General features: G+C 41.6%; 12 protein-coding genes. 10 read left to right on the top strand and 2 right to left on the bottom strand.

Features of this window, described 5'->3' with window-relative positions:
• The first annotated feature begins 26 nt into the window (after positions 1-26).
• The 5 genes from fliS (at position 27) to QNH46_RS22100 (ending at position 8121) form a co-directional block, all read left to right on the top strand.
• Positions 27-419 (top strand): flagellar export chaperone FliS, encoded by a 393-nt coding sequence (fliS, locus tag QNH46_RS22120; RefSeq protein WP_283926039.1) that lies wholly within the window; start codon positions 27-29, stop codon positions 417-419.
• Complete coding sequence (locus tag QNH46_RS22115; protein WP_283926038.1) at positions 412-753, top strand: hypothetical protein; 342 nt, start codon at positions 412-414, stop codon at positions 751-753. Before fliS ends, QNH46_RS22115 begins: the two co-directional genes overlap by 8 nt.
• A gap of 17 nt (positions 754-770) precedes the next feature.
• Positions 771-5009 (top strand): choice-of-anchor Z repeating domain-containing protein, encoded by a 4239-nt coding sequence (locus tag QNH46_RS22110; protein WP_283926037.1) that lies wholly within the window; start codon positions 771-773, stop codon positions 5007-5009.
• 125 nt (positions 5010-5134) lie between these two features.
• Complete coding sequence (locus tag QNH46_RS22105) at positions 5135-6220, top strand: glycosyltransferase (protein WP_283926036.1); 1086 nt, start codon at positions 5135-5137, stop codon at positions 6218-6220.
• Between the two features lie 8 nt (positions 6221-6228).
• Positions 6229-8121 carry a tetratricopeptide repeat-containing glycosyltransferase family 2 protein gene (locus QNH46_RS22100; protein WP_283926035.1) on the top strand — a complete coding sequence of 631 codons (1893 nt, stop codon included), beginning with the start codon at positions 6229-6231 and terminating at the stop codon, positions 8119-8121.
• A gap of 46 nt (positions 8122-8167) precedes the next feature.
• Here the strand turns inward: QNH46_RS22100 and QNH46_RS22095 are convergent, their stop codons facing one another.
• Complete coding sequence (locus tag QNH46_RS22095; RefSeq protein ID WP_283926034.1) at positions 8168-11863, bottom strand: glycosyltransferase; 3696 nt, start codon at positions 11861-11863, stop codon at positions 8168-8170.
• Positions 11864-11960: 97 nt separating this feature from the next.
• The gene (locus QNH46_RS24665) at positions 11961-12971 is read right to left on the bottom strand and encodes a CatB-related O-acetyltransferase (protein ID WP_283926033.1); all 1011 of its coding nucleotides are present in this window, start codon (positions 12969-12971) and stop codon (positions 11961-11963) included.
• A 379-nt stretch (positions 12972-13350) separates the two neighbouring features.
• On the opposite strand from QNH46_RS24665, the gene QNH46_RS22085 reads away from it, so the two are divergent.
• The 5 genes from QNH46_RS22085 to QNH46_RS22065 all read left to right on the top strand — a co-directional run bounded on the left by QNH46_RS22085 (position 13351) and on the right by QNH46_RS22065 (position 19327).
• Positions 13351-13548 (top strand): cold shock domain-containing protein, encoded by a 198-nt coding sequence (locus QNH46_RS22085; protein WP_155612535.1) that lies wholly within the window; start codon positions 13351-13353, stop codon positions 13546-13548.
• 322 nt (positions 13549-13870) lie between these two features.
• Positions 13871-14419, top strand: a complete 549-nt coding sequence (gene hpf, locus QNH46_RS22080) for a ribosome hibernation-promoting factor, HPF/YfiA family (RefSeq protein WP_283926032.1) — start codon at positions 13871-13873, stop codon at positions 14417-14419.
• A gap of 207 nt (positions 14420-14626) precedes the next feature.
• Complete coding sequence (secA, locus tag QNH46_RS22075; protein WP_283926031.1) at positions 14627-17134, top strand: preprotein translocase subunit SecA; 2508 nt, start codon at positions 14627-14629, stop codon at positions 17132-17134.
• A gap of 77 nt (positions 17135-17211) precedes the next feature.
• Positions 17212-18328 (top strand): peptide chain release factor 2 gene (gene prfB, locus QNH46_RS22070; protein ID WP_283926030.1). Its coding sequence is split into 2 segments (ribosomal slippage): positions 17212-17283 and positions 17285-18328, totalling 1116 coding nucleotides; the frame shifts between segments, so codons are not numbered across the junction.
• 78 nt (positions 18329-18406) lie between these two features.
• Entirely contained in the window at positions 18407-19327 is a 921-nt protein-coding gene (locus tag QNH46_RS22065; RefSeq protein WP_283926029.1) for a YitT family protein, read from the top strand.
• The last annotated feature ends 142 nt before the right edge of the window (positions 19328-19469 follow it).

Here is a 19469-nt window from a genome sequence, read left to right as displayed (position 1 = left end):
AAAATGACTGATGGAGAGAGGAAACTATGCACTACGCACAACAACAGCAATATTTGAAAGTTCAAGTGGAGACAGCGAGCCCTGGAGAATTAACCTTGCTCTTGTACCAAGAGATGGTCAAATCATTGCTTCTAGCTAAAAAGTTATATTCTCAAGATCAGTTTGAAGACATGAATGCACCCTTGCATAAAGTTCGCTTGATATTAAGCGAGCTGATCGTGACTTTAAACATGGAATATGATATTGCCAAAGACTTGCGAAGGTTATATGAATTCTATAGTCAGCACATTGCTGAGTTTATAATCAAAAAGGACGAGGCCATGTTAAATGACACAATAGAGTTCGCCCGAGATTTAGCAACAACATGGAAGCAAGCCTTGTTATCTCTAAAGACTGGCGGCACACAAGTACATGCATGAAGAAGAAAAGCATATAGTAACTCCAGTTGTGCAGCTTCTTAACCTATATCGCAAAGTAATGGACAATCCGAGCTTTGATCAGTATCAGATATATGAAGCGGATATAACGACACTATTTGAAAAAATTAGTGAAATGCAATTAAGTGAATCTGATCTAATTCTTTTATCAGAAGTTCGGATTTTACATGAGCAAATCATCCATGTCATTTTAGAGGAAAAGAGTAGTTTAAACGAGGAAATTGACCTTTTTGAAAGAAAAAAGCGCGCTAATGACCATTATGGCAAATCAAGTAACTATAATGTCGGCGCTTTTTTTGTAGATTTTAAAAATTAGTAAATTGGGAGGTTTCTATGAAAAGGAAGTCTGGGTTATTGATTTTTCTGGCTTTTATGTTAATTTTCGCACAATTTCCTGGCCTGCAGGCAGTTTATGCGGCTTCCGGGAGCGAAAATGTGCAAGTTACAAAGTCATTGAATCCTACTGAAATATTTGTGGGAGGAGAAACGGAAGTAACTATTAATGTTCAAGGAACACCAGATCAGAACGTCGTTAAGCCTAACGATGTTATTCTAATTATTGATAAGTCAGGCAGTATGGCTCCAACCTACGGGCCAAATAACGGCGAAGACAAGATGAGAAACGCCAAAGATGCGGCTAAAGGATTTATTGATTTAATGGATCTGACGAAGCATCGCGTCGGAATTGTAGATTATAGCACATCGGCAAGCGCATTCTCTCTTACCACGGATAAGACAGCAGCCAAAAATTACATCAACACAATTCAAGCCAGTGGTAGCACAGCAACAGGGGCTGCTATTGACAAAGCGATGGAAATGTTGCGGGATCATAGAGAAGATGCACAGCCAGTTATTATTCTCATGACGGATGGAGATGCAACAGTTCCTGACTCAAATCCATATGGATTTGCGATGGAGAAAGCAAGGGAAGCGAAGGAGGCAGGCATCGTATTCTATACGATTGCATTGTTGCTACCTAATGAAAACCCAGTAACTAGCGGACCAAATAAATTGATGATGGATATGGCTACTACCGCACACCACCATCACTTTGTGCTTGGATCCGTGGGGCTCGCTGAAATTTATGCGGCCATTGTTCAGGAAATAGGTATTGCAAGTGCATATGATGTAAGAGTTACGGACTATATTTCTCCAGAGTTTGAAATTGTGCCAGAATCTTACAAGGACAATATACCACAACCGACCATTTCTGGAAACTCCATTTCTTGGAATTTTCTTGAATTAAAAAATGAGCTGCTTACTTTTAAGTACAAGATCCGGCATAAACAAGGTGCGGCAGTAGGGAACTTACCTGCTGGAGACCAAAAAATAAATGTTGAATATAAGAACTATTTGGGGGCGCAACGTCAATATACTGTAACACAGCCCACAGTCAAAGTAAAACATTATGCTCCTATCATTACATCAGTCGACAAAGATAATGGCCAAATTCAAGGTGGGGAAGAGGTTATTATCAATGGTGACCACTTCAGGCCGAATCCAGTAGTTCACTTTGGCAATATTAAATTAACATCCGTAAATTATGTAAGTGCAAATCAATTAATTGTAACAGCGCCTGCTGGTGTGCAAGGAACTGTTCAAATTAAAGTAACTAATGACGATGGTCAGTTTGCGACTGCGGACTACCGGTACTATGCGACGCCTGAAATTACAACAATAACACCGAACGAAGGGCCTCTTGAGGGAGGAACTAAGGTTGTTATCAACGGGAATTACTTCATTACAGGGGCTCAAGTATTAATAGACGGAAAACCAGCCTCCGTTACGAAGGCTGGAAAGACACAACTTGAAGTCACTACCCCAGCTGGTACTACGGCTAAAACGGTTGATGTAACTGTTAACAATCCAGATGGCACTACAGTGACAGCAGCAGATGCATTTACATACATTCAAGGCCCTGAGATTTTAACAGTTGACCCTTCTGTAGGAGCTAGAACTGGTGGAGAACAGGTGAGATTGTCAGGTGAGCGATTTGTTGACGGTGCTAAAGTTTACTTTAATTCAACTTTAGTCAACTCGATATTTGTTTCCAGCCAAGAGCTTTCGTTAATTACTCCAGTATGGTCTAAAGCTGACACGGTTGATGTGAAAGTAGTAAATCCAAATGGGCAGAGCGCTACGCTTACTAAAGGTTATACTTATGAGGATCCGACTCCTGTTATTACATCAGTAACCCCTTCTTCAGGCCCTATGGCTGGTGGAACTATAGTTATTATCAAGGGGAATTATATTAAGTCAGGAGCGAAAGTATTTTGGGGAGGGCAGGAACTTAATGCATATACTTATGTAAGTTCCAGTGAGATTCGTGTCAAAACCCCTTCGTGGACTCAACCGGAAATGGTCTCTTTGAAGATTGTTAATCCAGATGCTAAAGAGCTAGAAATGAAAGACGTCTTTCAATACTTGGCACCTCCTGATCCAACTTTTATATCGATTTCGCCAACATCTGGGTTAATAAGCGGGGGGACAACAGTAACCTTAAATGGTACGAATTTTCCGAGTGATGTAAAAGTTTATTTTGATGATCAGGAAGTACCAACAGAGTCAGTTACTGCAAGTAAAATTATTGTGAAATCGCCAGTATGGGCTTCACCGGAAAACGTTGATGTAAGTATCGAAACTTCTACAGGAGTAAGGCTGAGTTTATCAGATGCGTTCGAATATTTGCCGCTTCCTAAGCCACCTGCCCCTCTAATTACAAGCATTACTCCTTCATCAGGATCTGTTACAGGAGGCAATGTTGTTACAATTTACGGTGCAAATTTTGTAAATGGGTTAAATTTATTCTTTGATGATCAGGGATTAGTGTATACATTCGTAAGTAGCTCAGAAATTCGGCTCAAGGTACCAGCATGGCCAACAGCAGAATCGGTTACTGTAAAAATTACAAATCCGGATAATCAATCAGCTGAACTTGTAGATGGATATAAGTATATCCCACTACCTGGACCGACATTAACTGCAGTATCACCAAACTCCGGGCCTATAGGTGGCGGAACAACGGTTAGACTTACGGGTACTAACTTTAAGAATAACTCTAAAGTTTTCTTAGCTGATCAGGAAGTTGGCAGTACATTTGTTTCTGCAAATGAGCTTCGCATCAGTACTCCAGCATGGAGTAGTAGTGAAACAGTAGATGTTAAAGTCCTAAATCCCGATGGTCAATCCGCACTATTAGCGGGAGCTTTTACTTTTGAAACGCCGCCTCCACCACCAGCGCCAACTATTACTGGAGTAACCCCGAATAGTGGGCCGCAAGCAGGGGGAACGGTTGTTACGATTAAAGGCAGTAACTTTACTGCGAATTCTGTCGTAAAGTTTGATGATACTATTATTGCATCGACATTATTGTCTTCTTCCGAACTACGAATAAAAACATCGGCATGGGATACACCGGCAACTGTGAAAGTAACTGTTGTTTTAGCGGATGGACAAACAGCTACTTTGGATGATGCTTTTACGTTTATAGCACCACCTCCAAAACCTGATCCAGTTGTTACTTCAGTGTCTCCAAATTCATTACAACTTCCTGGAGCAGGTGCAATCATAACCGTTTCAGGACAGAATTTTCAAAGTGGAGCAAAGGTATTTTTTAACGATACAGAGATCGCTGCTACTTATCTCAGTTCATCACAACTGAGAATAAAGACACCAGCATGGTCTGTTGAGGAAGCAGTGAATGTAAGGGTTGAGAACCCTGACGGCAAATCAGCAACACTGATAGGTGGTTTTAGTTATGTAAGTCCGCCCCCACCACCGGCGCCAACTTTAACAGTGATATCGCCGAATACGACACTTGCATCTACAAGCAGTGTAGTAACAATAACAGGGGATAACTTTATAAGTGGTGCAAGAGTTGCTTTCGGAAATACGGAACTAGCAGCTACGTTCGTGAGTAAAACTCAGTTACGTGTGGCTACACCGATTTGGCCTCATCCTGAAACTGTAACAGTGAAGGTTATCAATCCTGATGGACAGACGGTGGAATTAACGGATGGATTTACGTTTATTCAAGATCCGCCTCCAGTAATCACAAGTCTATCACCAAATACTGGACTAAATTCTGGAGGAGGATTAGTTACAGTAAGTGGAAGCAACTTTAGAAATGGTGCAAAAGTGTATTTTAACGATCAAAATGTGCCTACGACCTATTTGAGTGCGAGAGAGCTGCGGATCAGAGTTCCTGCTTGGGCAACTGCAGCAGCAGTAGATGTCACTGTGGTTAATCCTGATGGGCAACAATCAGCAATATTAAGCGGTGGATATGTATATACAGTACCTGCACCTAAGCCTGCTCCTACAGTAACAAAATTAACTCCGAACTCAGGAAGTATTAATGGAGGATATATTATAACCGTTAATGGGACCAATATTCAAAGCGGAGCAAAAGTAGAGATAAATGGTGTAGAGGTTGCGGCTACGTATTTAAGCTCCACTGAACTTCGGATCAGAGTCCCTGCCTCGACTGTAGCAGGCCCAGTTCCAGTTCGAATCATTAATCCGGATGGACAAGCATCAGAAGTACTCGTTAATGGTTTTACGTATTTATAAATATTAAAATTTCAATTTAAGACTCTTTCGTGATCTTTAAGGTGCCTGATCTATAATATATATAGTTGGGCACCTGATTTTATTTTTGTTCGGTTAGGGTTTACTGAGAAAAGGAGAATTCAAGAGTGAAATCATCAATTTCTGTGTGCATATTGGCAAAAGATGAAGAAGGTACCATTAAGGACTGTATTCGCTCAATTAATCATTTTGTTAAGGAAATAATCGTTCTTGACACTGGTTCTACGGATCGAACTAGAGAAGTTGCAGCTAGCGAGGGGGCAACAGTAATTGAAGGAATCTGGGGCAATGATTTTGGGAAATTGAGAAATGAGTTAATTTCGTACGCCACTCAGCCGTATATTTTAATGTTAGACGCAGATGAAAGAGTAATGAATTCCGAATCAATCGACTTTGAATATGAAATTTCACTGTTACAGAATGCTCCTAATCGAGCTGGAAGGGTTGAAATAAATAATATTAATGGTGATAGAATTTCCGTTACGAAGATTACTAGATTTTTTCCTAATAGCTCTGAATACAGGTATTCAGGACGTATTCACGAGCAGCTTTTATATAACGGCGAGACACCTGAAACCATTTCCACAAAAATCAAATTAGAACATTACGGCTATAGTGAACAGGCTATTTTGTTAAAAAATAAAATTATCAGAAATCAGGAGTTGCTTTTGAAGCAATTAGCAGACCATCCAAATGAACCCTACACTCTATTCCAGATTGGGAGAACTTATTTGGTTAATAAACAATATGATGAAGCATCTTTCTATCTTATCGAAGCCTACAATTATTCGAATGACAAGATGTCATTTTACCCTAGTATAATACAAGCATTGGCCGCGACTTATCTGCGGATGGGTAGGTGGAATGAATTATTAGCTCTTTTAGAAATTGGTATTAAGACTTACCCTGATTATACCGATCTATATTATATATATGGAAGTGCCCTAGTTGAAATGAAGACTGTTGAAGCATTCAAGCTGATTCCAACTGCATTTGAACGATGTGTTGAGTTAGGAGATGCTGATCCTAACAAATATGAAGGTGAAAAAGGTTCGGGGACGCATCTGGCTCATTATAATTTGGGATTGTATTATGAATTGTCAGCAAATCTAGAAAAAGCAAAATATCACTATGTGATAAGCAGTCAATTAGGTTTTGAACTAGCAAATACTCGTCTAGCTCGGCTATCTTAGGAGGTAACATGAAAAAGTCTACTATATCTTTATGTATGATTGTTAAAAATGAAGAGCGCTGCATTGAACGTTGCTTGAATAGCGTTGCTTCAGTCGTTGATGAAATTATTATTGTGGATACAGGTTCAACTGATCAAACCCTAGAGTTAGTTAGTAAGTTTGATGCAAAAGTGTTTCACTATCAATGGGATAACCATTTCGCTAATGCTAGAAATTATGCAATTCAACAGGCCAACTGCGATTATATTCTACATTTAGATGCGGACGAGTGGATTGAGGATCCCTTTAATCAGTTAAATCAGTATTTAAATGATGATATATATTATATACCTATTCGTAATGATTTAGGTGGTGGATTGGCGGAAGTTCATAAGTTTCCCCGATTGTTCCGCAGAATTCCAGAATTAATGTACCAAGGAGCAATTCATGAACAAATTGACATTCAATTGAATTGGCATAGGAGTAATGGAGTATTAGATCAAATGATCATTCATCATGATGGTTACTTGGAAAAAGTTGTTGACCAGAAGGGAAAAATAGAACGGAATTTAAAAATATTATTAAAAGAGGTTGACGAGAATCCGTCATCTTTTAATTATTATAATCTAGGGCAACAATATTTCACATCGGGAGAGTATATGAAGGCAGTTGAGGCTTATAAGAAATCTTACTCTTATGGTGGGAATTACACATTCACTAAAAGACTACTTCTTGGACTTATTCAAAGCTTAATGATGTTGAAACAATATAAAGATGCTCTGTCAATAGCTAAAGATTCATTTAAATTATATCCAGACTACGTAGAATTTAAGTATTATGAAGGCATGATTTATCAGGAATTAGGATATTTGCCTGATGCAAATAAATGTTTTGAGAAGTGTATACAGATAGGTGATAGTGATTCAAGCGTACATTTCAACACTTATGAAGGTACAGGTAGTTACTTAGCCTATGCCCGGGCGGCGGAAATTGCATATTCGAACTTTGATTTTGAACAAGCGAATGAACTTTTGAAGAAAGCAATTCGAATCGCACCTAATGTAATGGGACTTGTCAAAAGTTTCTTAGATTTTAATAATCATATTGACACCAACATTTTATATAAAGATATGTTAAGTTTATGGCCGCATACAGGAGAGGTAATCCAGCACGTTATTGCTGCGTTATATACTCTACGCCATCCATTGCTGCTATCCTTCATTAATCGGTATGAAATTAACTGCGATGAAGAAGTTCAGTCTTTTGTGAATTTATTGAACGGAAATTATAAGGACTCAGGGTATTTTTGGTTCAATAAAGATGAGATTACCGTGGATAATTTTAGAGATGTTCTCGCTTTAAGTATCTTACTTAAAGATCGTCAATTAATGGAACGTTATCTAAATCTCATCTCTTTGCGAAGTGACGAAAAGAAATCATTACTATCCATTGTAGAAATGAAGCCTATTAAACAAGAAAAGTATACTAAAGAGTTTTGCGACATTTTAAGCATCTTATTAACAGATCTATTGAAACTTCAACAATATGATTATTTTGATTATTTTACTAAAGAGTTTACAACTCCTCAATTGCGATATGTTATTGCAAAAACGCTATATGAATTCGGGTTCTATGAAAACGTTCTAGAGGTATTGATACAAAGCGAGGTTCAAGAAGAAGACTTTAGCATTAATGAATTGGCTGCCATGTCCCTTCGGCATCTGAGCAATATGGAAGATAGTCTTTACTACTACTGGGAGGCTTATAAAATAAAACAAGAGCCCGAACTTGCATTCCATATATGCGAATTGGCGTTACAACTTAATGATATAGACAGTCTAAAGGCTATTCTTGGGGACATGATGAATTGGAAAATTGAATCCGCCTGGGTAAAGAGGAAACTTAGCGGAAGTGTTTATTAATATTAAGAAATAAGAAAGAGATGACCCAATGGTCATCTCTTTTCAATTAATTTTTAATGCATACTGCCATCATATTTGTTGATTTTCCAGTTACATTGTCTAGAATCATATAATTTTCAGATGAAAAGTAATCAATCTTATTGAAGTATTTCTGAAGGAGTTCATTAAATTCTTGATGAGTGTATTCTTTGATATGGTATGGATTGTTAATATGTCTTCTATTGACGGCATTTGGCGTACTAAGAATCATTTTTCCTCCTGGCTTGAGAACGCGAAGGGCCTCTTGGAAATATGAATCTAGAATATCTAATGGAAGATGCTCAACAGTCTCAAAAGAGACGTATACATCAATTGAAGATGAATCTACCGGTAAGTTTGTAACATCGCCTTCCTTCCATTGAATATTACTGAATGGATAAGCACTTTGGCCAAAGGTAATGTTATCTTGGGCTAGATCAATAGCGATAACTTTTTTTGCCATTCTCGAGAAGAATGCACTTCCGTAACCAAACCCAGATGCTGCATCCAAAACAATATCACCATCAGAAATATATTGGGCCGCTTTTTTATAACGTTCTATAATTCTTAAGTATCCAATCGAGGACATGAACTGCGTTGCTGGTATTCCCCGTTCCCAACCATAGACAAGGGCATTTTTCTTAACATCCTCTTGTAAGATAGGATCTAAGATATATCCTCCAATATTATTTGGATAGCTCAAATTAAATTGTAAGATGTAATTCAATAAATAAATGATATTTTCTTTTTTATTTGAATTTTGTAGATAATTTGGCAGGAAGAACTCCTGAGTAGAGTGATTGTACCAAATATTAAATAGGATAAGCTTTGCCCCAGATGAATTCTCAATAATAAACTCAAATAAATCCAAATCTCGCGTGATCCGTTCCCTTTTTCCTATGGTAATACGGCTGCTTGTAAAATCATAATTGTTTACAAAGTTGGAGTCGTAAGGTATGAAATTTTCGAAATTCTCTTTAAAATACGAAAGCTTCACGCCGTTGTAACTATATATATGATCTTTTTTATTTTGTTTACTTAATGACGTGAGCAGCTCTTTAGTAGAATTCAATTGTTTAACTAGCGAGTAATTCGCTTCAATGAATTGTCTGTAATCCGCAGATGAATAATCATCACTAGTAATTTGTGCTACAGCCTCATCAATAGTGTTGTACAGGTATTTTTCTGGCCAAATTTCTTTGCTGAACAAGAAGTTATGAATAACCGGCTTAATACCTCTTGCCATAGCTTCCGCAATCCCATAACCAAAACTTTCATGCATAGTAGTAGAAATGATGTAATCCTTATCATCTAGCCACTGGCTCATATTTATTTGAAAGCCTTGGAAAAAAACATTGTTTTGTAGTTGTAATTCTTTTACCTGGTAATCCCAATACAGCCGAAGCATTTCATCCTGGAAATCACCAGCAATATAAATTTTATATCGTTCGTCTATTTGCACCAGTTGTTTGGCTATTTGTAATAGCATCATTGGATTCTTACGAGGAATCATATATCCTACAAAAGCAAGATTAAATCCTTTGTCACGTTCTTTGAATTTGTATTGATCAATATTAACCCCGTTATGAATAGTAACAATTTCAACCCGTTCCTCAAGGTCAGGGACATAGCTTACAAGGATTTGTTTAAGATGATCTGTAACTACAATGAGTTTATCAACGTTTTCCCATAGAACATTCTTTGGATGTTCTGTAAAAACCTCATATCGATGTAACCGGCAGATGATGTGCTTTTCACTTGCAATGGCGAGCTTGCTTGCGTATTCAATGAGGCTATCGCACCATTCAAACCATACAATATCGGCCCAGCGCATAGCGGGTTCAATTTGACTTAAGTCGGTAATAATAAATTTTCGAGTGTGATATTCTTCAGTTAATCCTTGAATGGTGTCATTTATAAACTTATCGCCATCTTTAATACTTAAGAAAGCAATTTTTTTCTTCTGTGAATTCTTTTCGTTTTCTTCTAGGATATGATCGAAAACTGAGGTCAGGTTTCTAGTCAATTCTTTACGTTCAAACTGAGATATTTTATTGGATTGATTGCTGTTCAATACAGGCAGATTTCGGTTCATCCATTCTGTATATAGGGTGTAAATCATTTTCTCAATAGAAGCAACATCGTCAAAATCAGCGTTAATTCCTCTTTCCGTTTCGAGTAGCAAATTTTCTACAACGCTTCCAGACGGGGATAGAGAAATTATTGGTTTATTTAGACGAAGATATTCAAAGATCTTTCCAGGATAAAGAGCCTTATTTTTTTCTCCAGGTCCTACAATTAATAACAAAGCAGAAGCTTTTTTAGCTTGGATTAAGCTTTCTTTGTGGGAAAGGTATCCATAAAATTCAACTTGATTTTGAAGTCCTAATCCTTCAACAAAGTTTATCCAAGCATCATCGTTTTCAGTCCATGTAAAGCCAATATGCAAGTGTTCCTTTTTGACGTCTCCGCGATCAATCAAATTTTTTACGGCTTGCAGAAATGTGACTGGCGTGCGTATAGAATAAAGCAATCCATTATGAAAAATAGAAAAAATATCGGGATTGGAAGAAAACTGATCTACGCCTTCAAAGTCGGCTTCGTCATATCCATTAGTAATAGTCTTAACCTTGTTTTGGTCTAGCTGGAATAGTTGAATATAGTTATCAGTTGCTAAAGGTGTTGTAGTAATGACTTGGTCAGCAGTATGGACAATACTCCACTCCATAGCGTATGCCATTTTATATTGAATACTATTCGTATCATATCGAGAATAGGGATTATTGGTCCATTCATCTCTAAAATCTGCTACCCACGGTTTATTGAACTCTTTATTCAACATGTATCCGATGATATGATCTGAATAAGGGCCGGAAGTTGTATAAATCATATCAATGTTGGTCATGTCAACTTTTGAACGAATGGCTTCTAGAGTATGAATGGCCCAAATAATATAATTATCTGGGGCTAGCAATTGTTTTTTTTCGCTGGCTTTATTAAATTCGGAAATAAACTCATTAACTATTTCTTTTTTGTTAACTATGGAATGATATACATTCAATAATTCGTTCATATCATTTTGATTTATTGAAGCTGGTTCATCAACACGAAATATCATAAGATCTTCGGGAACCTCACTAAGTAAGGTTTTATCAATTAAGGGATAGCGAGTGTCACCTGCCGTAACAACAATAGGTTCCCAATTAAACAGTTTCAGATATTTGACGAATTTTAAAGTTCGTTGCACCCCAGACCCGCCGATGGGTGGGAAGATATGGGCTATTACAAGTACTTTCTTCTTAAGTGAGACAGTTTCTTCAGAAATTGTGTGATTCGAACTTAATGTATTTAATTTATGCTCAAGCTCCTCAATTAGCAATTCATCAAGGGAAGTGTCTTTCGCTCTTCTATAATAATGGTACGCATCTGTATAATTTTCTAGCAGTTCATTCACATGACCTAAGTTATACAAAAGATCAGTATTGTCCCCTTGAATGACTATTCCTTGTTTAAAGAAAGCTTGGGCTTTACTGAGGTCACCTTCTATTAGTTTAAGAATACCTTTAAAGGAATAGATATCGGGGTCATGAGGGAGATATGAATCAATACTATCTAAGATGACACCAGCTTCTCTTATTTCATTATTGTTAATATGATGTTGAATTTTTTTCTTTAATTGGTCAGCAATTTGGTTAAATTCTTCCTTATCTTTTATCCAATCCATCTCGTCTTCACCCCTGATAGTAATTAAGTTATAATATCGTTTATCGGCTATTTATCTAGTATTAATTAGCTTTTTAAAGCACCCAAAATATAATGTACTATTCTTCTCCCTTCAAAGGGGAATCGCTTTTTAGGGTGATGCTGGAGAATAAAGGATAATCAACTCCAGAAATCAAATCAACGCCAAACTCATCGGCAAATTCTATGTATCTCATGGTGTCTAAACTTCTTGTAGTTATAAAATAATCAGCCTGCGCAAATAAAATTTTTTCGTCAGTAATAATATCGTTTATTATTAAAATGTCTGGCAGATTATCTTTTGTCGAAATTATCTGTCGGATTAGGTCGACATTATGATCGAATTCATCATTCTGTTCAATTCTGAGTAATAATGATATATCATCGCTAGATGAAAAGTTAGCAATAAACTCTGAAATTACTTTTTTGAAAATAGGGTACTTTTCATAGAAATCCGGGATAAACAACACTGCTGTCGATTTTTTTTCCAACGATAATATATCGGTAGGCTCAGAGATCTGCTCGTCGAACTTTGCTATAAAATCCTCAATATCTTGGCCGAACCAACTTCTATTTTCTTCAATTGTATGACTGGACCAATTCCACCACTTGATATTCTGCAGTCTTGCTATTTGTTCTGGCTCGAATCTATATCTATGTATTTTCATCGGATTTCCCACAACTATAGAATATGGAGGGACGTCTTTAGCAACTACAGTGCCTGCCCCAATTACAGCGCCATTACCGATACGAACTCCGGATAAAATCGTAGCATCGTTACCAATCCAAACATCATGTCCAATAATAATTTGCCCTCTTCTTGGTAGTTTCCTAACTTCTTCAAGCAAAGGAGAAGTAGAAATTGATTTATAATCATGATTCCTATCTATAAGTAAATTAACATTATAAGCAATTGAACAGAAATTCCCAATGTGAACATTTGCTATTTCATTTCCGGGAGCGATTTGAATATTTATTTCATTTATATAGCTATTTCTACCGAGACTTAGTATAGGAAACTCTTGCTTGCCTCCATTATTAAAAACGAAAGATCTGATCGAATCATCACAAGCTGCTTTAAACTTAATCATTTTTTACCTCCCATTTATTATTGATTAGATTAGGGATCACCTAGCTAACAAACATATTGTAACAAACAATTAATAAATTCATGCTGTTCAAAAACTTATTTCTACTAAATGATAAATTTATATTGAGAAAATATAGGTTCGAGCAAAAGATATCTCGGAGAATTTCTGTTTCACTCCCCCCTTTCCAGGGTAATAAAATATAGCGCATTTCTGCCTCTGCTAGCTAAATGGGTCATTCCGCTTTTTGCGACAAGATTTTACAATAAATTAACAGTAAAACCTTTTCTTTTCCAATTGACACGATTTAAGCTGGAGTGGTATAGTCAGAAATGTGAGCTTGGTTCACACTCTTATTTGATAATGAAGGGAATGTTAGTGGATGCAAGGTAAAGTGAAATGGTTTAACGCAGAGAAGGGTTATGGCTTTATTGAGACTGAAGAAGGCGCAGACGTGTTCGTACACTTCTCGGCGATTCAATCCGAAGGCTTCAAAACGCTGGAAGAAGGACAATCTGTAGAGTTCGAGATCGTTGAAGGCGCTCGCGGACCGCAAGCGGCTAACGTAATCAAATTATAATCATCCGGCAGAGCCGACCTACATATAACGGTACGATGGTTAACAATTGAAGATTCGCTAGCATAGACCCGGGGCAACCCGGGTCTTTCACTTTTCCTGGCAAGCGCTTACATATAGCAGCATACTGACCGGCAGGTTCAAGAAAAACGGCCAGACATACTCAGCGGGCGCTGCACCAATTTGTCACAGAACTGCAAGACTAGCACTGGCGGCCTGCGCCATGGGCCTGGTCCTTTTTTAGGCTTTAATCCTGCATTTACAATTTTTACTTTGGGCTAACATCGTGGTATAATAAAGGTGCAAAGCAAAGGAGGAGTGCCCTATGAATTTTAGTATTCGTGGACAGCAAATTGAAGTGACTGACGCACTGCGAGATTACGTAGATAAGAAGCTCAGTCGACTTGACAAGTACTTTGAAGCACCCCCTACCTCAGAAGGCTACGTCACGTTAAGTGTCGTACGCGGTTTGCATACGGTGGAGGTTACGATTCCTCTAACCGGCGTCGTGCTTCGCGCTGAGGATCGCAGTGATGACATGTATGCATCGATTGATGCCGTCGTGGACAAGCTCGAACGCCAAATCCGCAAGCATAAGACGAAGATCAATCGCAAGTTCCGTCAGGAAGGCAGTCTGAAGAGCCTGTTCGTTGAGAATGGCGGTTCCGTCGCCGTGGATGAAGCGGACAGCGATGATCTGGAAGTCGTCCGCACGAAGCGGTTCACAATGAAACCAATGGACGTGGAAGAAGCCATACTGCAAATGAATATGGTCGGCCATAATTTCTTTGTATTCTCCAACATCGATACCAAAGAACTGAACGTTGTCTATAGACGGAATGACGGGAAATATGGTTTGATCGAGCAGGATTAGTATAACGTATCCAATCACGACGATTGTATGAATGACATGGTAATTCTTGCAATTGAACTTAGGGAAACGAGCCTTGTCCGCCCGCGGATGGGGCTCTTTTTTAGATATTGGAATGCCGCAGGAAACGTGACGGCGCTTGTTGCGGCATGCCTTACAAACTGTTACAATTTAGGTAAATCATTTGTTTAGCCGTGAAAGGGGTTAACTATGCTAGGAATAGTGAAGAAGATATTTGGCGACACGAATGAACGTGATGTCAAACGTCTTATGAAGACGGTGGACTTAATCAATACATTAGAACCGAAATTTGAGGCGCTGTCGGACGAGCAGCTGCAGGGCAAAACGGCCGAGTTCCGCGAACGGATCGAGAAGGGCGAGACATTGGATGAACTTCTTCCCGAAGCGTTTGCGACGGTTAGGGAAGCTTCGCGCAGAACGCTGGGCATGCGCCATTTTGACGTACAGCTGATCGGGGGGATGGCCCTCCATGAAGGCCGTATCGCCGAGATGAAAACCGGTGAAGGTAAAACATTGGTAGGTACCTTGCCGGTTTATTTGAATGCGCTCCTGGGCAAAGGCGTTCATGTCGTTACGGTCAACGACTATCTGGCTCAGCGCGACAGCGAGCAGATGGGACAGATCTATAATTTCCTCGGCATGACTGTCGGGGTGAATCTCAGCGGGATGGAGCATGCGGACAAGCAAGAAGCTTACGCCTGCGACATTACCTACGGAACGAACAATGAGTTCGGGTTCGACTATTTGCGCGATAACATGGTTCTGTACAAAGAGCAGATGGTTCAGCGTCCGCTTTATTTCTGTATCATTGACGAAGTGGACTCGATTCTGATCGACGAGGCGCGCACGCCGCTGATCATTTCTGGACAAGCTCAGAAATCGACGGAGCTGTATTACGCAGCAGACCGTTTTATTAAGAGACTTGTGCCTGAAGAGGACTTTACGGTTGATATTAAAGTTAAAGCAGTATCCTTGACCGAAAAAGGGGTGGCCAAAGCCGAGAAGGCTTTTGGCATCGACAATCTCTATGACCATGCCCATGTCACGTTGAACCACCATATCGTTCAAGCGCTTAAGGCGAATGTCATTATGCGCCGCGACGTAGACTATGTCGTAACCGAAGACGAAGTCATGATCGTCGACGAGTTTACGGGCCGCTTGATGGCGGGACGCCGGTACAGCGAAGGGCTGCATCAGGCGATCGAAGCCAAAGAAGGCATCGAGGTACAGAACGAGAGCATGACGCTGGCGACCATTACGTTCCAGAACTATTTCCGTATGTACCGCAAACTGGCGGGAATGACCGGTACGGCGAAGACCGAGGAAGAAGAGTTCAAGAAGATCTACGGCCTCGAAGTGCTGCAGGTGCCGACAAACCGTCCAAACCGCCGGATCGATATGCCGGATGTCGTGTATAAGAGCGAGGAAGGCAAATTCAAGGCTGTCGTCGAGGAAATCGTAAAACGGCACAAAGAGAAGCAGCCGATTCTTGTCGGTACGGTATCGATCGAGAATTCCGAGCGTCTCTCCGAAATGCTGAAGCGCAAAGGCGTCCAGCATAAAGTGCTCAACGCGAAATACCATGCTGAAGAAGCGGAGATCATTTCACGCGCAGGGGAGCCGAACTCCGTGACCATCGCTACGAACATGGCGGGCCGCGGTACGGACATCCTGCTTGGCGAAGGGGTAGCCGAAATCGGCGGTTTGCATATTATAGGTACCGAACGCCATGAATCGCGCCGGATCGATAACCAGCTTCGCGGACGTGCGGGCCGTCAGGGCGATCCGGGCTCCACACAGTTCTATCTGTCGCTCGGCGATGAGCTGATGAAGCGCTTCGGTGCGGATAACGTGCTCAACATGATGGAGCGCCTTGGTTTCGAAGAAGATCAGCCGATCGAGAGCAAGATGATCACGCGCGCCGTGGAATCCGCCCAGAAACGGGTCGAAGGCAACAACTTCGATGTGCGCAAGATCGTCCTGCAATATGACGACGTCATGAACCAGCAGCGCGAAATCATCTATAAACAGCGCCGGGAGCTGCTTGAATCTGATAACATCAAGCAAATTATTATCGATATGATCAAAGCGGTTATCGAGCGGGTGGTCGAAGCGCATACGGCCGACGAAATCCCAGAGAACTGGGAGCTGCAGGACGTAGCGGAGTACATGAACGCCAAAATGCTGGATGAAGGCGCGATTACGAAAGATGAGCTGTGGGGCAAAGAGCCCGAAGAAATGGTTGAATATATTTTCTCTAAAGTGATGACCAAATACGATACACGCGAGGAAGCGCTCGGGCCGGAAATGGTTCGCGAATTTGAGAAGGTTATCGCGCTTCGTGCCGTGGACAGCAAGTGGATGGATCACATCGACGCCATGGATCAGCTGCGCCAAGGTATCCATTTGCGGGCATACGGCGGTACCGATCCGCTTCGCGAATATCAATTCGAGGGCTTTGAAATGTTCAACCAGATGGTAGCCAGCATCCAAGAAGAGGTTGCCACATATATTATGAAAGCACACGTTGAGAGCAATCAGGAGCGCCAGGCGGTTGTGGACGAGAGCAAAATCTCCACCAGCGGCGAGCCCGCGGAGAAACGTCCGGTTCAACGCGGCGACCAGATTGGACGCAACGATCCATGTCCATGCGGCAGCGGCAAGAAATACAAACACTGCCACGGGCAGAATGCATAAAGTACGTGGAATGACTCTTGCAGCAGGCTAGAGCATCCTGAATCCTCAAGTACATTTGGGAAGGTGAATGAACAACGATGATCGACCCGAGCATCAAGCAGGATATGCGGGAAATCGCAAAGAAACTATCCAATCTTAGGGGGTCTCTTTGACTTAGATCTTAAGCATGAAATGATAGCCAACTACGAGGACAAGATGGCAGCCCCGGATTTCTGGGACGACAATGACAAAGCGCAGGGCATCATTGCCGAGCTGAATGCCATCAAGTCCTCGGTAGACCAATACGAAGCGCTGCAGCGGGAGTATGATGATACGGCGTTGATGGCCGAACTTGCCGAGGAAGAGGGCGACGAAGAGCTTGCGGCCGATATCGGCGGCTCCGTTGAAGCGCTGCTGAAGAAGCTGGAGGATTTCGAGCTCCAGCTTCTGCTCAACTCGCCGTACGATAAGATGAACGCTATTCTGGAGCTGCATCCTGGAGCGGGCGGCACCGAGTCGCAGGACTGGGGCCAAATGCTGCTGCGGATGTATACCCGCTGGGCGGAGAAGCATGGCTTCAAGGTCGAGACGCTGGATTATCTTCCAGGTGACGAGGCGGGGATCAAAAGTGTTACGCTGCTGATCAAAGGATACAATGCCTATGGCTACCTGAAGGCAGAGAAAGGGGTACACCGCTTGGTGCGAATTTCTCCGTTCGATTCTTCGGGGAGAAGGCATACCTCATTCGTATCCTGTGACGTCGTACCGGAGATTACGGAGGACGTGGATATCGAAATCCGGTCAGAGGATTTGAAGATCGATACGTACCGGGCAAGCGGGGCCGGCGGACAGCACATCAATACGACGGATTCCGCCGTACGGATTACTCACCTGCCGACAGGTATCGTGGTGACGTGTCAGAATGAACGTTCCCAGATCAAGAACAGAGAGCGGGCCATGACGATGCTCCGTTCCAAATTGCTCGAGCGCAAGCTGGAGGAGCAGCAAAAGGAATTGGACGAAATCCGCGGCGAACAGTCGGATATCGCCTGGGGCAGCCAAATCCGATCCTATGTGTTCCATCCTTACAGCATGGTGAAGGATCACCGCACATCGGTAGAGTCCGGCAACGTAGGGGCCGTCATGGACGGGGAGCTTGATCCGTTTATCGATGGATATTTGCGCAGCCAAATCAAGACCGAGCCCAAAAACTAAGCTATAGATTGAGACAAGAATTCCTACACTAGCGTTAGCGTGTAGGAATTTTTTTGGAGCCAAATAAGGAGGATTACCGTGCCATCAAAGTCACGCAAACGCAGGCCAGGGGACTATATCCCGTTAAGCGGCCCGTTCCGGCATGCGCTCGATACGTTCATGATCCTGATCGGGGCCTTCATCACCGCCATGGCCTTTAACTTGTTTCTTGTGCCGAATCACATTGCTTCCGGCGGTGTTTCCGGGCTATCGATTATTGCCAAGTCGCTTTTTAATATTGAACCGGCATTTACCCAATGGGCGCTGAATATCCCGTTATTTGCTGCAGGATACCTTTTGCTAGGAAGATATTATGCGCTCCGTTCGCTGCTGGGGACGGTAGTCCTGCCGCTGTTTGTGTTTTTGACCAAGGATTGGACGGCGCCTACAACGGATCCGCTTCTGGCCTCCTTGTATGGAGGGATTGGCGTCGGCCTGGGGCTAGGCCTTGTGTTTCGGGGACGGGGCTCCACCGGAGGACTATCCATCGCAGCGCAAATCATTCAGAAATACAGCGGGCTTAGCCTATCCCTTTGCGTAGTATTGATGGATGGGCTGGTCATTGTTCTGGCCGGCATCGTGTTGTCGCCGGAGCGGGCGCTGTATGCCTTAATCGGCCTTTATATTACGGGGAAGTTCATCGACGTTGTGGAGCTCGGCTTCAATTACACGAAGGTGGCTTATATTATAGCCGATAAAACCGATGAGATCGCAGATGCCGTGCTGCATCATCTTGACCGGGGACTCACCAAACTGTCCGCGCAGGGCGGCTATACTGGAGATGACCGGACCGTATTGATGGTCGTAGTCGGACAGAGTGAAGTGACGAGCCTGAAAACGCTGGTGCAGACGATCGAACCAACGGCATTTGTCATCATTACCAATGCCCATGAGGTACTGGGCGAGGGATTCTCGCTGGTCCGGGGGAGCAAATACAATAAATCGAAGAATCCGGGGTAAGGCCTGGGTTCTTTTTTTGTATATCGCTTCAGTTAGCCATTTGTGCGGAATAAATAATTATGCATTGCGGTTGTATTTATATAAGTATAATCGTATAATAATACATATTTTCTTTTCGGATCGCAAGTGAGCAGGGAACGTT

The sequence above is a fragment of the Paenibacillus woosongensis genome (assembly GCF_030122845.1).
Taxonomy (GTDB): domain Bacteria; phylum Bacillota; class Bacilli; order Paenibacillales; family Paenibacillaceae; genus Fontibacillus; species Fontibacillus woosongensis_A.
This window is presented reverse-complemented; position numbering and strand designations above follow the sequence as displayed.